Source organism: Legionella anisa, from assembly GCF_001467525.1.
Lineage (GTDB): Bacteria > Pseudomonadota > Gammaproteobacteria > Legionellales > Legionellaceae > Legionella > Legionella anisa.
This window is the reverse complement of the sequence record NZ_LNXS01000029.1, coordinates 403,772-419,652: the sequence shown is the minus strand read 5'-3', so window position 1 is coordinate 419,652 and position 15,881 is coordinate 403,772. Positions and strand designations below refer to the sequence as shown.

Below are 15,881 nucleotides of genomic sequence, written 5' to 3'. Positions count from 1 at the left end.
AATAATTTTGAAAGCGAATAATATTTATAAAGAACTGAAAGCTATTTTCGTAGAGTGGCCTATCTGGTTTATGTTAGGCACCCAGGATATCAAATTAAGATATCGATTTTCTTCCATTGGTCCTTTTTGGATCACTATTAACATGGCTATTACAGTGTATAGTATGAGTTTTTTATATAGCCATTTATTTAAAGTAAAACTTGAAGATTATTTACCCTATTTAACCTCGGGTATCATTTGTTGGTCTTTCCTTTCTAACTTATTTATAGAGGGGAGCAATGCTTTTATTGAAGCTTCGAATTACATTAAAAATCAAGAGATTTTTGTATCTCACTTTTTAATGAGATTATTTTTGCGAAATATCATTATATTTGCGCATAACTTATTAGTTTATCTCCCGATTATTTTTCTTTTTAATATAGGGATAAGTTTTAAAATCGTTATGATTATTCCAGGTCTTCTTCTCATAGGACTTAATGCAGTTTTTTGGGGGACTTTGTTGGCTGTAATTACCACGAAGTACAGGGATTTTGGTCAAATAGTAAATAATTTAATCCAGATTGCGTTTTTTTTAACGCCAATTATGTGGTTGCCAAATTTATTGCCAAGCGAATTTCAATGGTTAATTCATTATAATCCATTGAATCAATTTTTAAATTTAATCAGAGCTCCGTTAATGAATACTTGGATTGATTTACCTAATTTGTATATGGTGGTTTTAATTTCATTTCTAGGTTTTATTCTCTATGGGATCGTTTTACGAAGGTATAAAAATTATATTGTATTTTGGTTATGACGGGGGTTAAGTGTCATCGATAGAATTAAGAAATGTTCATTTGGATTATATTATCAATAATGGATCTAACTCCATAAAGAAAGCAGCGCTTCATTGCTTTACGCGTTTTAAAAGCTCATCGAAACAAGCACTAATGAAGCATGTAACTTATAAGGCTTTGAACGATATTAGCTTAAAATTAAATTTAGGCGATCGCGTAGGTTTATTAGGGCGGAATGGTGCGGGAAAAAGTACCTTACTCAGGGTTCTTGCCAACGTTTATAAGCCGACCCAAGGGTTTATCGAAACACGTGGTAACATTGCTAGTTTATTTGATGTAAATGCAGGGATGAATTTTGATTCCACAGGCTATGAAAATGTTATTAACTTAGCTATTATGCGAGGAATATCAAGGAAAAACTTCCAAAATATTATTCGAGATGTGGAAGAGTTTACCGAGCTCGGTGATTTTTTAAATAATCCAGTTCGTATTTATTCAGCGGGTATGCAAATGAAACTCGCTTTTGCTGTAGCCACATCGATTCCTTCTGAAATCATACTCATTGATGAGATTATTGGAGTAGGAGATGCTCATTTTATGGAAAAAGCAACCACACGTCTTATGAATATCATAGATAAAAGCCATATCTTGGTTTTATCCAGCCATTCCAGCGATATTATTCAACGTTTTTGTAATAAAATTATTGTGTTAGATCAAGGTAAAATACAGTTTTTTGGGGATGTTGCTCGTGGAATTGAATTTTATACTTTATATTAGGATTTGACATGATTTTGTTATGTTTTTTTATCCTGGATTGAGGTTTTTTTGTTGAAGCGTATTTTCGACATTGTATTAGCGAGTATCTTATTATTGATACTGCTTCCTTTAATTTGCTTGATTGCTTTGTTGATCCGAGTTTTTTTGGGCACTCCTATATTTTTTCGACAACAACGTCCTGGATTACATGGAAAGATTTTTCAACTCATTAAGTTCAGAACGCTCCAAAACCTAACCGATAATAAAGGAGAAATTTTGCCCGATGCATGTAGGATAACGCCCTTTGGCAAATTTTTAAGAGCGACAAGCTTGGATGAATTACCTGAACTATGGAATGTGATTAAAGGGGATATGAGCCTTGTAGGCCCTAGGCCGCTTTTAATTGAATATTTATCTCTATATAATGAGCGGCAAAAACGCCGCCATGAAGTTAAACCGGGTATTACTGGTTTAACTCAGATTAAAGGACGTAATGCTTTGGCTTGGGAAGAAAAATTTGAATTAGATATTTGGTACGTGACTCATCATTCACTATGGCTGGATATCAAGATTTTGTTACTTACCATTAAAAAAGTCTTAACGCAAGAGGGCATTACCAGCGCTGCTGCTGTAACAGCTGACAAATTTACAGGAAATAAAGAATGAAAACTCTTGCTGTCTTTGGCGCAGGTGGGCATGGGAAAGTGGTCGCCGACGCTGCTCTTTGTTCCGGATGGGACTCCATTATCTTTTATGATGATAATTGGCCTAAAAAAGCGGAGTTGGGCCCATGGAGCGTTCAAGGTGATGAGGATTTATTTCTGTCACAAGCCAAGCAATTTACTGGAGTGATAATTGCTATCGGCGATAACATGATACGAATGGAAAAAATCGCTCTTCTGCAAAAGTTAAACATTTCACTTGCCACTATTGTACATCCTTCTTCTGTCATAAGCCCGCATGCTGCCGTAGCAGAGGGGTCTGTTATTTTTGCTAATGCGGTATTAAATCCAGGATGTTCTATTGGTGTGGGTACCATTGTGAATACAGGTGCTATTTTAGAACATGATTGTCAGTTGGGTAATGCAGTTCATGTATCATCGGGTGCAATTTTGGCGGGGGGAGTAGAGGTAGGGGACTTAAGTTGGATAGGAGCAGGAGCTTCTGTGCGACACAATATAAAAATAGGTTCGAAAGTTACAGTTGGAGCCGGAGCTGCTGTGGTAAATAATATACCAGATAACTGTACAGTGATCGGCGTACCTGCTAGAAATTTATTATCGGAGCGGACATGTTAAACACGGATTTTTCTCCCTGGCCTTGTTATACTGAGTTAGAAGCTGAAGTAATACAACGGGTACTTTTATCCAATAAAGTAAATTATTGGACGGGCAATGAGTGTAGGGAGTTTGAAAAGGAATTTGCAACTTGGGCGAATGTAAAATATGCAGTTGCCTTGGCTAACGGAACAATCGCGCTCGATGCGGCATTGCAAGCCATTAATTTACAGGCAGGTGATGAAGTTGTGGTTACGTCGCGTGGTTTTATAGCATCAGCCTCCTCAATAGTTAAGAATGGTGGTATCCCGGTATTTGCAGATGTAGATGAAAACAGTCAAAATATTACTGCAGAAAGCATTCGTGCTGTATTAACTGAGCGTACGAAAGCAATTATTTGTGTACACCTTGCGGGCTGGCCGTGTGACATGGATCCAATTCTAGATTTAGCGAATGAATTAGGTCTATTCGTTATTGAAGACTGTGCACAAGCTCATGGGGCTAAATATAAAGGACGTCCCGTTGGCTCACTAGGTCATATTGGAGCTTGGTCCTTTTGCCAGGATAAAATTATAACAACTGGTGGTGAAGGAGGCATGGTTACTACGAATGACCACGAGCTGTGGTCAGCAATGTGGTCTTATGAAGATCATGGAAAATCGTACCAGGCCATATACCAATCGCAGAAGCAACCCGAATTTAATTGGGTGCACCATGGTTTCGGCACAAATGGAAGAATGACCGAGTTGCAAGCCGCTATTGGACGTTTACAGCTGCAAAAAATGCCAATCTGGCATCAGCAACGATTAGCCAATGCTAAGAGAATATGGCACGTTGCGTTAGGTTTAAAAGGACTCAGAGTACCTATTATACCCGATGACATTACTCATGCTGCTTATAAATGCTATGTGTTTGTTGACGAAAAACAATTGGCTCCCGGTTGGAAACGGTTACGAATTCTAGAAGAAATTAATGCACGAGGTGTGCCTTGTTTCTATGGTTCTTGCTCCGAGATATATTTAGAAAAAGCATTTGACAATACAAACTGGCGTCCTGCCAATAGATTACCAGTCGCAAAGAGATTAGGAGAAACGAGTTTGATGTTTTTAGTCCATCCTAATTTATTAATATCGGAAATTGAAAAAACTACCCAGGTTCTAAAAGAGGTGATGATAAAAGCTACCGACTCTCCCGAACGTTTAGGGGTAGGAAACGGAAGTGCAATAAGGGCCGCGTCAAGCTAATGGGAAAAACAGAAAATGCATTAATTAAAGACTCGATTCTTTAATTGATGACTTCCTCCCCAATAGGGCCATCCCCAATTGCGCGAAAAATCTTCGATAGGACCAATTTACCGCATTCTCTATTTTGAGTTTTTTCATTGGCCGTTCAACGTATAGATGGATTATCCATGCAGAGAGTAGAGCCAAGCTGACGGTCACTACCAGTGATATGAGAGAGTTACATCCTAAATCCAGAAGGATGCGAAGTAAAATATAACCGCAAACCCCATGAATTACGTATAAAGGATAACTAATATTTGCTAAAAAAGTGAAAAATTTATTTGCTTTAAAGAGGCGGGGGACGTGATAGGCTAATATAAAGACGAATAAAGCAAATACATAATTTTTTATTTCCCCAAAAATTGCATTAAATGGTCCAAACCACCAGTCAAAACAAAACAATGTAAACAGCGCGATGATTCCTAAGTAAGCATTTTTTACATTTATTTTTTTATTGTATAAATAGTTAAGTAATACACCGATAAACATGAAAATAATAAATTGTGTGGAGCGGAAATATGCCATGGCCAATTGATAAAAAGGGAAATGGATGGCCGCCCAAAAATTGGGTTTATAATCAACCCAAAGGGTAAACAGAAATAAGAGTATGGGTATAAAGAAAATCTTAATTGAATAAGTACGAAACCATCTAATAAAAAGAGCACATAACACATAAAATTTTATTTCTATTTCCAGTGTCCATATGATTCCATCAATATTTTTACTATCTGCCAATTCGCGGATTCCTGGCAAATAATGAATAAGTATTTCCTGCGTACTATAAGGCCAAGAAGTAGAAAAATAATGAGTTCCCCACCATAACATTCCCAGTGTCAATGAAAACCCAATAGCATATGTCGGAACAATTCGTATAAAACGATTGACTAAAAATTGGATGCTTGTGTATTTTTGTAAAGAAAAAGGGATAACAAAACCACTGATGATGAAAAACAGGGGCACTCTCCATCCCCCTAAGTTTAATACATTTAACTTTTGCAACCAATCAATATAAAAAGGTAAAGGATAAATTTCATAAGAAAGAACCGGTGCGTTAATTAAGTTGGCAACCACATCACGTTTCATCCAAAAAACATTAAAATAATGGCCGATAACAACTAATAAAGCGCCTATTCCTCGCAGAGTAGTTACAAATTCTTTTGTATCTTCTTTATGCAATTTTTAATTACACTTATAAAAAGAACCTATCTTAGCGTAAAAGTAATTAAACCTGAACATAAAAAAAGGATATCGCCATGTCATTTTAGGTGTTTGGGGCTAGGCGAGAGAAAGTGTTTCGTTTTTGCCAATTTTGTTCGTCGGTTGATAAAATTATACGTTTTTCAAACTTAATCAATCACAATAATGTTATCATTCTACAATTGTTTTCAAAGGAAAACGCAATGCTTACTTTTTTCAGAAATCTATCTGTGTGGGAAGAAAATAGGGGAATGCCCTGTTCTTTGTTATTTCTTCATGGGCACTGCACTAATAAAAACTTTTTTAATAAACAGATGAATGCAGATATTTTAAAATCTTATCACCGAATTGCTATTGATTTGCCTGGCTATGGTGAAAGCGCACCTCCTATCGACCCTTTAAAAACATACAGTTTCCCTGGGTTTGCTGAAGCGATTACGGAGGCAGTGCACCAATTACCTATTAAAAAATTGATTATAGTTGGCTGGTCGCTTGGCGGGCATGTGGCTTTGGAGATGATATCCAAACTGCCCCAATTAATTGGCTTGCTTATTACAGGAACTCCCCCTTTTGAAGTATCACTCCAAGGGATACAAAAGGGATTTAAAGTGCTTGATCCTGAAATTATGGCTTGTTTTGGTAAAAAAGAGATAAGTATAGAAGAAGCTAAGTTATTAGCAAAAGTCTCTGGTTACGATGGTAGTGAGGAAAAAAAATTTTTAGTCGATGCGATACTCGCTACTGACGAAGGAGCAAGGTTTCTCTATCCTCAATCAATTATTAATGGGATAGGGCAAAATCAGTGCGACATTATTGCTGAGTGGGAAAAACCTATCGCTGTTGTCGCTGGTGAAAATGATATTGCTATTAATTACGATTATGTTCAAAGTGAATTACACTTTAAAAATCTTTGGCAAAATAAAGTACATATTATTAGTAATGCAGGTCATGCAGTAATGCTCGATCAACCGGATGCCTTTAATCTACTGATAAAAGAGTTTACTGAGGATACAATTAAAGATTTTCTCCCTAACACAATCGTTTCGTTGCAATATTGATTATAAAAATTTGCAGCCGAAAATTTCGACTTCAATTTTCCCCCGCTTTTTGAGTTAGTTTATGAATGAAAAAAACTTGACCTTGCCGTTGCGTCAACCTTTATCGTGTATTTTGTCAGTTAGAGGAGTCCGATAATGACATATACGATCAATCAACTAGCGAAGCTTTCAGGTGTCAGTACACGCACACTGCGATTTTATGACGAAATTGGTTTGTTAGCGCCTGCTTTTTATGGCGAAAATCAGTATCGTTATTATAAAGAAGAGCAGCTGCTCATGCTTCAGCAAATTTTATTTTTTCGTGAGCTTGGATTTCCTCTAAATGACATTCAAAGGATTTTAGGCAGTGATGATTTCGATAAAATTGAATCATTGAAAGCCCATAAATCCATGTTGCAATCAGGTCTTGAACGAACAGCAATACTTATCAAGACCATTGATAAAACCATTTCACATTTAAGAGGAAAAATAATCATGCGCGATGCGGAAATGTATGATGGATTTGATCCAATCAAACAACAAGAGCACGAAAAATATATGCTCGATACAGGTATCATGTCACAAAAACAAATTGATGATAGCTGGCAGCGTGTTTCTCATTGGAAGAAACTCGACTGGGAACAATTTAAAGAGGCGGGTGAAAAACTTCATGTGGCAATTGTGGCGGCACTCCAACAAGGCCAGACGGTAGAGTCCGATAATGTCCAAAAACTTATTCAGCAGCATTATGATTGGGTTAATCAGTTTTGGACACCTACCAAAGAGACTTATTTGGGGCTTGGACAAATGTACCTCGACCATCCTGATTTTCGCGCATTTTATAACCAATTACATCCAGATTTGTTAGAGTATTTGGTTGCAGCTATGAACGTGTTTGCGGAACGAAAATTATCTTAAACCTTAGGGTTTTTACATTTCGCTAGCTTGAGCCAAAATGGCCTGATTTTCGAGTACCGAAGCGCAGCATACATAAGGTATGTGAGCATAGCAGCCCAGAAAATCAGGACAGTTTGGCCAAGAGAGTAGAAATGGAAACAGCCCCTACTCTCTATAGGCATTGCTTACTAATTTATTAATTTATCTATTTTAAAGAACTGAAGTTATGTTGATATTGTTTTTCCACTTCTTCTCTGACTGCTGCAACTGATCCTGCAACACTGAGTTTACTCCAAGGTTCAACTGGCAAAATTTGATTTATCTTTCTCTTAAATGAATCTAATTTTGAAGTATGTTCACTGGTAAATTTATTTCCACTTAATCTATGTTTGGTAATATAGTTAAACTCGCCCATAATTTGTCGCGCAAAGGTGAAATCTTTGCGTTCTTCTTGGCCGGATCGTGCTATTTTTTCGCGCAGTGCATATAGAGTTTTAGGATGTTTCAATTGTTCAGACGTAAATATTGTTTCTCCTAGTGTCTGTTCTATAGCTTGTTTTTCCTGTGGAGAGGCTTTTAGAACTCTAGATTCCAACATAGAAATAACGTCCTTAAGCAAGGTATCTACATTTTTTACCACTTCAGGGACAGGCGGAATTTTTAAAATTTCTTTGTCATAAATGGATAACATTTCATCAAACTCTTCAGGGCTTAGCCTTTTACTAGGAGACTGCTTTGTCATTTTTTGTAGAATATCTGCCAATATCTTTACCTGTTTTGAGGACAATTTTGGACAGCATTTAGCCAGATCTTTCTCCATGTTTCCATTGGCCACCAGTCTTACTATTTTTTTTCCGTTTAAATCCAAAGGTTCTTCATGTACTAGCCCTAGTCCTTCTGCAGCTGTAATTCCTGTGGAATAAATATCTCCTTTTTGCGTAATACTGGCTCCGGAAAATAACTCAGCGGGTGAATAGCGTGGCGTACCTTGAGGTTCAGGGTTTTCTTCATCTTGAAAAGTTGCAAATCCATAATCAACAATTTTTACAGTTAAATCATCGTTTACTATAAAATTAGCGGGTTTGAAGTCGGCATGAATGATACCCAATTTATGAATACGACGCATCTCACCAAACATACCCCGCATAATGATAAGAAATTCTTCAGGGGTATAGTTGCCGTCTTGAATGAATTGTTTTAAATCCTTACCTTGACAAAATTCACTTACCATATAAGCATCAAAACGGTTTTTCTCAATATTTGGGAAGAACAATAGCGCTTGGGTAAAAGATGCATGAGCGCCCACTGTCGCTTCTTTTTCTAAAGCTTCTATATCTTGAATAAATTGATCACTATCTTTAAATTCAAGTTTTATTTTTTTAATAGCTCTAATAGATCCGGTTCGAGAATTGATTGCTTTAGAAACTTTTCCGAAGGCACCGCGCCCTAAGGTTTGCATCAACTCATAAGAATCCTGTGCACCTTCCGAATTTTCTATACTTATTTCAGTGTGGGAATCAAGAACGGACTTATCACGTGCAATTTTTTGTCCTTTTACTAGTAAAGGAGAACTTTTAAGGGATGGTGGCATAACATATCCTAGGTTAAAATATGATCATAATAACTAAAGTTTGTATAATATCAATTAAACCTTAATGTTTTATTAAGAATATGCATCGCATATTGGTATGAAATTTGAATTGAGCACAATAATTAGAATTATAACCAGGCTTGGGTAACATTGAGCGAGAGGCTAATTGAGATGAGTCTAATAGTATGGCTAAGGAAAAATGGGGTCGCGTCTTGCCTTTTGCCTTAGTAATCGAACCACTATGATAGCCAATTGATTTACAAGAGATAATAGCATTAAGGCAAAAGGCAAGACGCGACCCCATAATCTCGTATAACGGTTGATTTGCCCCCTACTTCGAGCTATACAGCATGGCTGGGTTTCAACTTTGAGTGAGCCGCTCGACCAACACTAAACCAAAGACAGGGCAAATGATTTTATGGAGTTGAGCATATATAAATGCATTAATCATTCATTATAGTGACCATGTACTACAATTTTAAAAGAATCACATGGAAATAGTTATTAACATGAGTGAAGACGATCAAATATATACCTCTATTGAATGTAAATCAGCAGATGAATTTCTAGAATATTTGAGAAAAAGTAATGCACGTTGGGATTTAAATAATGAGCTTGATTATCCATGGATATTTCGTGGACTTGGAAATCATACATTCGCCTTACAACCAATAGCCTTCAGAGGTAATTTCAAGATAAATTTCTATGCATCAAAATATAGTAAAATTCAAAATTCTTTTAATGAGTTTCGGGGTAAATTAAGTCAAAAATTTATTGAATTAATCAATCCTACAAACGGAAATGAATTTAATTTTGCACCTGATAGGAAGAAGCGAGCTAGATTGTTGATGCTTATCAAACAAGTCCTTCTAGAAAGATTTCTTCTAGAAAGATTTGCTGAGGAATCAATCAGGGTTAGACTTCCTATAACTAATTATTATCCTTTTGGTACACCTTCTATCTTAGAGCAAGATTTAAATGCCTCTTTTCCACTAGATAGAATTACAGAGCAAATAATTAATTACGGTGCTTATCTAATAAAACATCCCTATGATTTTGATTGGCTATTTTCGGAGGCTGGTTATTTTGATATTTCTTTTCTGACAGTAAATAAGATTGATTGGAATTTAATATGTACTGCTCAACATATAGGAATACCAACAAGATTGTTAGATTGGACGTATAAACCATGGATAGCTGCTTTCTTTTGTTGTTGGCAGTTTCAAAAAATTAAAAAGAAACCAGAAAAAATATGTGTATGGGCATTTAATCCGACTATGGTGAAAAATCCATTTAATGATAATTTATACGAAGGGTCCACAATTGAATTGTTTAACCGTTTTTTGCCTTCAGAACATGATTTTTTACATATACAACAAGCTAACTTAATATCCATGAAATTTGATAACTTCTATTTTCTTAGATATGGAAAATGGCCTGATCTAATTTCATATTTTACTGATCTGGTTTCTCATGATGAAAAATTAATTTCTACTATGAAGAATAATTTGGTTAAAATTACACTTGTGAAATCTGAGGTTAATCAATTAGAAAAATTACTAGAAAAAGAAGATATTACAATTGCTTCAATAATGCCAACCTTTAATCATCTGGCTGAAATGATATTGGCTAAGAACTAGGACTTTAACTTCAATGGGGTGTATTTCTAAAATCGGTACCAAAACTGGTACCAAGCTTCAGTAAGGGAAAACTTGAAATTCGCCAAAACCCAGACAGGATTTGGCTCCCCGGACAAGACTCGAACTTGTGACCTAATGATTAACAGTCATCCGCTCTACCGACTGAGCTACCGGGGAATAGGGTCGGAATCTTAAAACGATTCTGATTGAGGGTCAAGTAGATTTAAGAATAATTTTTTAAAATTTGACTTTGATATAGGGGATTTTTGTTTTGTTATAGTATTTTAGGAATGTGATATAGGTACACCCTCATCCGCCTTAGCGGGCACCTTCTCCCGTTTGGGAGAAGGGATTCAAGGTTTTAACTGCAAAAACGTTGTAGGCGGTTCAGGGCATCTTGTAATGTTTCCATGCTGGTTGCAAAGGATAAACGGATGCAGCCTTCATTGCCAAATGCGGAGCCAGGTACTAAGGCAACCCCTTCTTCAACTAATAGTTTTTCAGAAAATTCAAGGTCATTGACATAGTTACGCTTTTCTATGATTGCTTGGACGCTTGGGAAAATATAAAAAGTACCGTCAGCTGGAATAACTTCTACACCAGCGATTTCTTGCAATCTGGAGGCTACAAAGTCGTGTCTTTTGCGAAAGGCTTTTACCATTTCTAAAACACTCTCATTGCCGCCTGTTAGTGCGGCTACGGCTGCTCTTTGTGCGATGGAGCAAGGATTTGAGGTCGATTGAGACTGGATGGTTTTCATCGCATTCATTAGTGGAGCGGGGCCTGCTGCATAACCAATGCGCCAACCGGTCATGGCATATGCTTTGGAGACACCGTTTAATACAATTGTTCGTTCATATAATTCGGGACATGCGTTAAGAATGTTAGCAAAAGGTTGGCTCCAAAGAATATGTTCGTACATATCATCCGTAGCAATAATAATTTGCGGATGTTTTTTTAAGACCTCAGCTAGAGCTTTTAATTCGTCAAAGGTGTAAGCTACCCCTGATGGATTGGATGGACTATTTAAAAAGATCAATCGAGTTTTGGGGGTGATGGCTTCTTCGAGTTGTTGGGCATTGATTTTATAACGTTGTGCTGGGGTTGTAGAAATAATAACCGGTGTTGCGTCAGCCAATAAGACCATATCGGGGTAAGAAACCCAGTATGGCGCAGGAATAATCACTTCATCACCTGGATTAAGTAGGGCTTGGCAAAGATTGTAACAACTTTGTTTGCCACCCACTGAAACTAAAATTTGATTGGGCTGATAATCAAGACCATTATCTTTCTTGAATTTATTTTTAACGGCTTCTTTAAGCTCAGGGATGCCATCAACAGCTGTATATTTAGTGTGGCCTTGATTAATGGCAGCGATAGCCGCTTCTTTAATGTAATTGGGTGTGTCAAAATCGGGTTCACCAGTACCCAGATTAATGACATCATGCCCTTGAGCACGCATTTGGGTAGCCTTTGCTGCTACAGCCAAAGTAGGTGAAGGCTTAACTTTTTGCACGCGTTTTGCTAATGCGATATCCATTTGTTGCTCCTGTGAGATATACTAATAAAGATATGAAAGATTTATTTAAAATATATGCCGATTATAAGCCCGCTGGCGACCAGCCGACCGCCATAGCCTCATTAATTGACGGCTTGAAATCAGGTTTATCCAAACAAACCCTTTTAGGGGTTACGGGTTCGGGCAAGACCTTTACTATAGCACATGTTATTCAAGCCATGCGCCGTCCTGCTTTGATTATGGCTCCCAACAAAACGCTCGCTGCCCAACTTTATGGCGAATTTAAAGCATATTTCCCCGACAATGCAGTGGAATATTTCGTTTCCTACTATGATTATTATCAGCCAGAAGCTTATGTGCCTGCTTCGGATACCTTTATTGAAAAAGATTCATCCATCAATGAGCACATAGAACAGATGCGTTTGTCTGCAACCAAAGCCTTAATTGAACGTAAAGATGCGATTATTGTCGCAACAGTTTCTGCAATTTATGGTTTGGGTGATCCTGATTCCTATTTACGTATGGTATTACATCTTTCCCGTGGAGAACAATCCGATCAACGTAAAATTTTAAGACGACTTGCTGAAATGCAGTACACTCGAAGTAACTTATCCCTGGAGCGTGGCCAGTTTCGAGTGCACGGGGATATTATTGATATTTTTCCTGCCGACTCGGAACGAGATGCAATACGCATTGAATTATTTGATGACGAGGTGGAAAACATTGCTCAGTTTGACCCACTTACTGGAGAAATTCTGCGCCGTGTACCGCGGATCACTATTTTTCCTAAAACTCATTACGTGACACCACGTGATCGTATTTTGCAAACGGTGGATTGGGTCAAAGAAGAATTACAAGAGCGCCTGGCTGAGTTTAAGGAGCAGAATAAATTAGTCGAAGCACAGCGTTTAGAGCAACGCACTGTTTTTGATATGGAAATGATGCTGGAGTTAGGTTATTGCTCTGGCATTGAAAACTATTCCCGTTATTTATCGGCGCGTGAGGCGGGTGAACCGCCTCCAACTTTATTTGACTATTTGCCAGATGAAGCATTGCTGATTATTGATGAGTCCCATGTCACTGTTCCACAAATTGGCGGGATGTATCGAGGAGACCGATCCCGCAAGGAAACATTGGTTCAGTACGGTTTTAGACTGCCTTCGGCCCTGGATAACCGACCATTACGGTTTGAAGAGTTTGAAGGGCGCTCGCCACAAACGATTTACATTTCAGCAACCCCAGGTCCTTATGAACAAGAGAATTCTGATAACGTTGCCGAGCAGGTAGTGCGTCCTACAGGTCTTGTCGATCCACAAGTAGAAATTCGTCCTGTACGCACTCAGGTTGATGATTTAATGTCAGAAATTCGTTACGTGATCCAACAAAGCGGACGGGTTTTAGTGACCACTTTAACGAAACGAATGGCAGAAGATTTAACCGACTATTTGAACGAACATGGCATTAAAGTACGCTATTTGCATTCAGATATCGATACGGTTGAGCGGGTTGAAATTATTCGTGACCTGCGTCTGGGGGTATTTGATGTTTTGGTGGGGATCAATTTGTTACGCGAAGGTTTGGATATGCCAGAAGTCGCATTAGTTGCTATTCTTGATGCAGATAAAGAGGGTTTTTTACGTTCCGATCGTTCTTTGATCCAAACCATAGGGCGTGCGGCACGTAACATGAATGGACGTGCCATTCTTTATGCCGATAAGATGACTGGTTCCATGCAAAGAGCTTTGGATGAGACTGACCGAAGACGTGAGAAGCAAAAAGCGTTTAACGAAGCACATGGAATCACACCTAAAGGGATTAATAAGTCCATAAGCGATATCATGGAAGGGGCTTATCACGGAAAGCGTAATGCGGCAGTTGCCGAACCAAGCCCAGAATACATGCATTGGTCAACGCAAGAACTAGTGAAACACATTAACACCTTGGAAAAACAAATGTATTTGCATGCAAAAAATATGGAGTTTGAAGCGGCGGCCAAGGTTCGCGATGAGTATCTTTTATTAAAAGAGCAATTAATAAACAGATAAACCAATAGGCAAGTTTGGATTATTTAAACTCAGTTAGATGGGTGTTTTCTAGTGATCCAATAAAAATCTTTACACGATAACAGCATAAATCACATTTATGGTGATTTATGCTTAGTCATTCACTTATTGTTCCTTCATAGAGGATGTTGGTATTATTTCAACATCTTCAAACGCCTCTATAAAATCCTTAAATCGCTTTTTATCGAATTGATTGTATAACATTAATTGTACATTATATTTTACCTGACCATTTATTAACCTGGGCAGTAAATACCCAATTAATCCTGGTACGCCATTCGCACTATCCATATAATGTTGTGCTTTCTCCAGGCTCTCAAAGGAGCTTTTTAATCTGCAAACAGTACCTGGATTCGCTTTCTCATTAAGTAGCTGTGTTAAAATCAACTTATTCATAGAGGCAATATCCTTGACTGATTAATTGAACATTATTAATTTCATTTTCACATAAACTTCTTATCTCAGATGCATCAGGAGTTTGAAATCTGAGATTGCCTACATGTGGATCTTTTTTGTGCATAAGTTGTGTAATAAATGAAGTAACGAGTAATTGCTCTATAGGATCAGGCAAACGCTCACTGATATCAAAGTGACCATCTGGGGAGATTAAATCAAAAGTAGGGAGCATTACATGAGGTAAAATACCAAGAGCTTCTTCTTTACTGAACGTTTTGGTGACTCTCGCCCCAGATTGTTGAGGCAATTCTAAAATAAAATCACCTTGTTTTACGTTTAATGTACACTCGTTATCGGTATGGGTAAGGAATTTCCCTTTAGAATAGCAAATTGCACTCATGTACCAACGAAGCGCTGTATTGAGGCATATATCAGAAGGGGGAACTACTTGTGCCATTAAAAGATTGCCTTGCTCTTGCTGCATTTTTATGCTGGAAGCGATATATTTTCTAAACTGTTCTTCCACTTTTAGCATTTTTTGAAAGGCATCATGTGCTCGTTCATGAAGGACACGCAATTCATGTTTACCCACATTGTTCATTTGCCCCTCAAGTAGTTCTCTATAGCATTCGCTAAACTCGATAGATGCTTGCAGCGCTTTTCGGTCATATTTATGGATCACTCTTACCGCGTTTGGATCACCATTGGCTAACAAAAATTGATTTATATCTAAATTAAACGGTGACATGATATTAAAGCCAGCTTCTGGGTTGAGACACCCATCTTTTTTGTAAAACATTGTTGTGCATTTTTGTCGTGCAAAAGGGAGCATAGGACCAGCAATCTCTTGCTGATACAATAGGCCATTCACTTGATCATAATCCAATTCCGATGCAGGCCCGTACACAGATGCTATTAAAGCCGTTCCTTCTCTAGCCCAATGTTCTAAAACTACAGCCCCATTTTCAGGACCTTTAGACAAACCGAAGGCTAGTGCAACTGGGATGGATTTAGTGAATGATCTATATTCAGTGTTGCCCGTTAAATGCACAAGAGCCTCACGTTTCCTCTCTTTCGCATATTCAGCCATATCAAAAGTATCTTGGTAGGGTTTCACATTATTCGTGAGTGACGTAGGAACAGTAAATAAACCTCCGTCTGTTTCTTGTCTATTCAAAAAAAGGTTGAGGAGAGGATATCCACGAAATGCAGTCTGTCCAGGTTCAGATGTAATAGGTACTGATTCTGATTCAGAAGTGGAAGAGTATGAAATACTTCTTCGATGAAACCCGTGCTCCATATTACACCATCGTAAAAGGGCCGCTGTTTCATTACACCAACGTTCAGTAAAACCGTCAATTCTTGTATTAGGATTAAAAAATTGACTACGCGGATAGATACGTCGACCCATTTGTCTCACGGGTAAAAAAAGGCGAGATAACATACTTC

Annotated in this window: 14 protein-coding genes and 1 tRNA gene; 9 read left to right on the top strand and 6 right to left on the bottom strand. The window is 37.8% G+C overall.

All coding sequences use genetic code 11. The features are described 5' to 3' along the window. Positions 1-7 precede the first annotated feature (7 nt). From Lani_RS11015 to Lani_RS10995, 5 genes are read left to right on the top strand one after another with little or no spacing between them, the layout of a single operon-like run. Complete coding sequence (locus Lani_RS11015) at positions 8-796, top strand: ABC transporter permease (RefSeq protein ID WP_160163601.1); 789 nt, start codon at positions 8-10, stop codon at positions 794-796. 10 nt (positions 797-806) lie between these two features. After that, positions 807-1,553 carry an ABC transporter ATP-binding protein gene (locus Lani_RS11010; RefSeq protein ID WP_019232613.1) on the top strand — a complete coding sequence of 249 codons (747 nt, stop codon included), beginning with the start codon at positions 807-809 and terminating at the stop codon, positions 1,551-1,553. A gap of 51 nt (positions 1,554-1,604) precedes the next feature. Continuing rightward, positions 1,605-2,198 (top strand): sugar transferase, encoded by a 594-nt coding sequence (locus Lani_RS11005; protein ID WP_272943440.1) that lies wholly within the window; start codon positions 1,605-1,607, stop codon positions 2,196-2,198. Then, positions 2,195-2,830 carry an acetyltransferase gene (locus Lani_RS11000; RefSeq protein ID WP_019232611.1) on the top strand — a complete coding sequence of 212 codons (636 nt, stop codon included), beginning with the start codon at positions 2,195-2,197 and terminating at the stop codon, positions 2,828-2,830. Before Lani_RS11005 ends, Lani_RS11000 begins: the two co-directional genes overlap by 4 nt. Then, positions 2,824-4,053, top strand: a complete 1,230-nt coding sequence (locus Lani_RS10995) for a DegT/DnrJ/EryC1/StrS family aminotransferase (protein ID WP_019232610.1) — start codon at positions 2,824-2,826, stop codon at positions 4,051-4,053. The genes Lani_RS11000 and Lani_RS10995 overlap by 7 nt, the downstream gene beginning before the upstream one ends. A 24-nt stretch (positions 4,054-4,077) precedes the next feature. On the opposite strand, the gene Lani_RS10990 is transcribed toward Lani_RS10995, so the two are convergent. Next, positions 4,078-5,268: an acyltransferase family protein gene (locus Lani_RS10990; protein ID WP_019232609.1), complete on the bottom strand. Its 1,191-nt coding sequence runs from the start codon at positions 5,266-5,268 to the stop codon at positions 4,078-4,080. Between the two features lie 224 nt (positions 5,269-5,492). On the opposite strand from Lani_RS10990, the gene Lani_RS10985 reads away from it, so the two are divergent. Both Lani_RS10985 and Lani_RS10980 read left to right on the top strand, forming a co-directional pair. Next, positions 5,493-6,347 (top strand): alpha/beta fold hydrolase, encoded by an 855-nt coding sequence (locus Lani_RS10985; RefSeq protein WP_019232608.1) that lies wholly within the window; start codon positions 5,493-5,495, stop codon positions 6,345-6,347. A 135-nt stretch (positions 6,348-6,482) separates the two neighbouring features. Continuing rightward, positions 6,483-7,244 (top strand): MerR family transcriptional regulator, encoded by a 762-nt coding sequence (locus Lani_RS10980; RefSeq protein ID WP_019232607.1) that lies wholly within the window; start codon positions 6,483-6,485, stop codon positions 7,242-7,244. A 184-nt stretch (positions 7,245-7,428) separates the two neighbouring features. Here Lani_RS10980 and Lani_RS10975 read toward each other — a convergent pair whose 3' ends face one another. Next, positions 7,429-8,814, bottom strand: coding sequence for a serine/threonine-protein kinase (locus Lani_RS10975; RefSeq protein WP_019232606.1), 1,386 nt, complete (start codon positions 8,812-8,814; stop codon positions 7,429-7,431). A 509-nt stretch (positions 8,815-9,323) separates the two neighbouring features. Here Lani_RS10975 and Lani_RS10970 point away from each other — a divergent pair. Beyond that, the gene (locus Lani_RS10970; RefSeq protein WP_202803963.1) at positions 9,324-10,454 is read left to right on the top strand and encodes an FRG domain-containing protein; all 1,131 of its coding nucleotides are present in this window, start codon (positions 9,324-9,326) and stop codon (positions 10,452-10,454) included. Between the two features lie 101 nt (positions 10,455-10,555). On the opposite strand, the gene Lani_RS10965 is transcribed toward Lani_RS10970, so the two are convergent. Next, positions 10,556-10,631: transfer RNA gene (locus tag Lani_RS10965), tRNA-Asn, on the bottom strand. Positions 10,632-10,815: 184 nt separating this feature from the next. After that, positions 10,816-11,994, bottom strand: a complete 1,179-nt coding sequence (locus Lani_RS10960) for a pyridoxal phosphate-dependent aminotransferase (RefSeq protein WP_019232604.1) — start codon at positions 11,992-11,994, stop codon at positions 10,816-10,818. A 32-nt stretch (positions 11,995-12,026) separates the two neighbouring features. Between Lani_RS10960 and uvrB the strand changes: the two genes are divergently transcribed. Then, positions 12,027-14,018, top strand: coding sequence for an excinuclease ABC subunit UvrB (gene uvrB / locus Lani_RS10955; protein ID WP_040522084.1), 1,992 nt, complete (start codon positions 12,027-12,029; stop codon positions 14,016-14,018). Positions 14,019-14,141: 123 nt separating this feature from the next. Here the strand turns inward: uvrB and Lani_RS10950 are convergent, their stop codons facing one another. Continuing rightward, a complete protein-coding gene (locus Lani_RS10950; protein WP_019232602.1) occupies positions 14,142-14,432 on the bottom strand; it encodes a hypothetical protein in 291 nt (96 codons plus the stop codon). Then, a complete protein-coding gene (locus Lani_RS10945; protein ID WP_019232601.1) occupies positions 14,425-15,876 on the bottom strand; it encodes a hypothetical protein in 1,452 nt (483 codons plus the stop codon). The genes Lani_RS10950 and Lani_RS10945 overlap by 8 nt, the downstream gene beginning before the upstream one ends. Positions 15,877-15,881 lie beyond the last annotated feature (5 nt).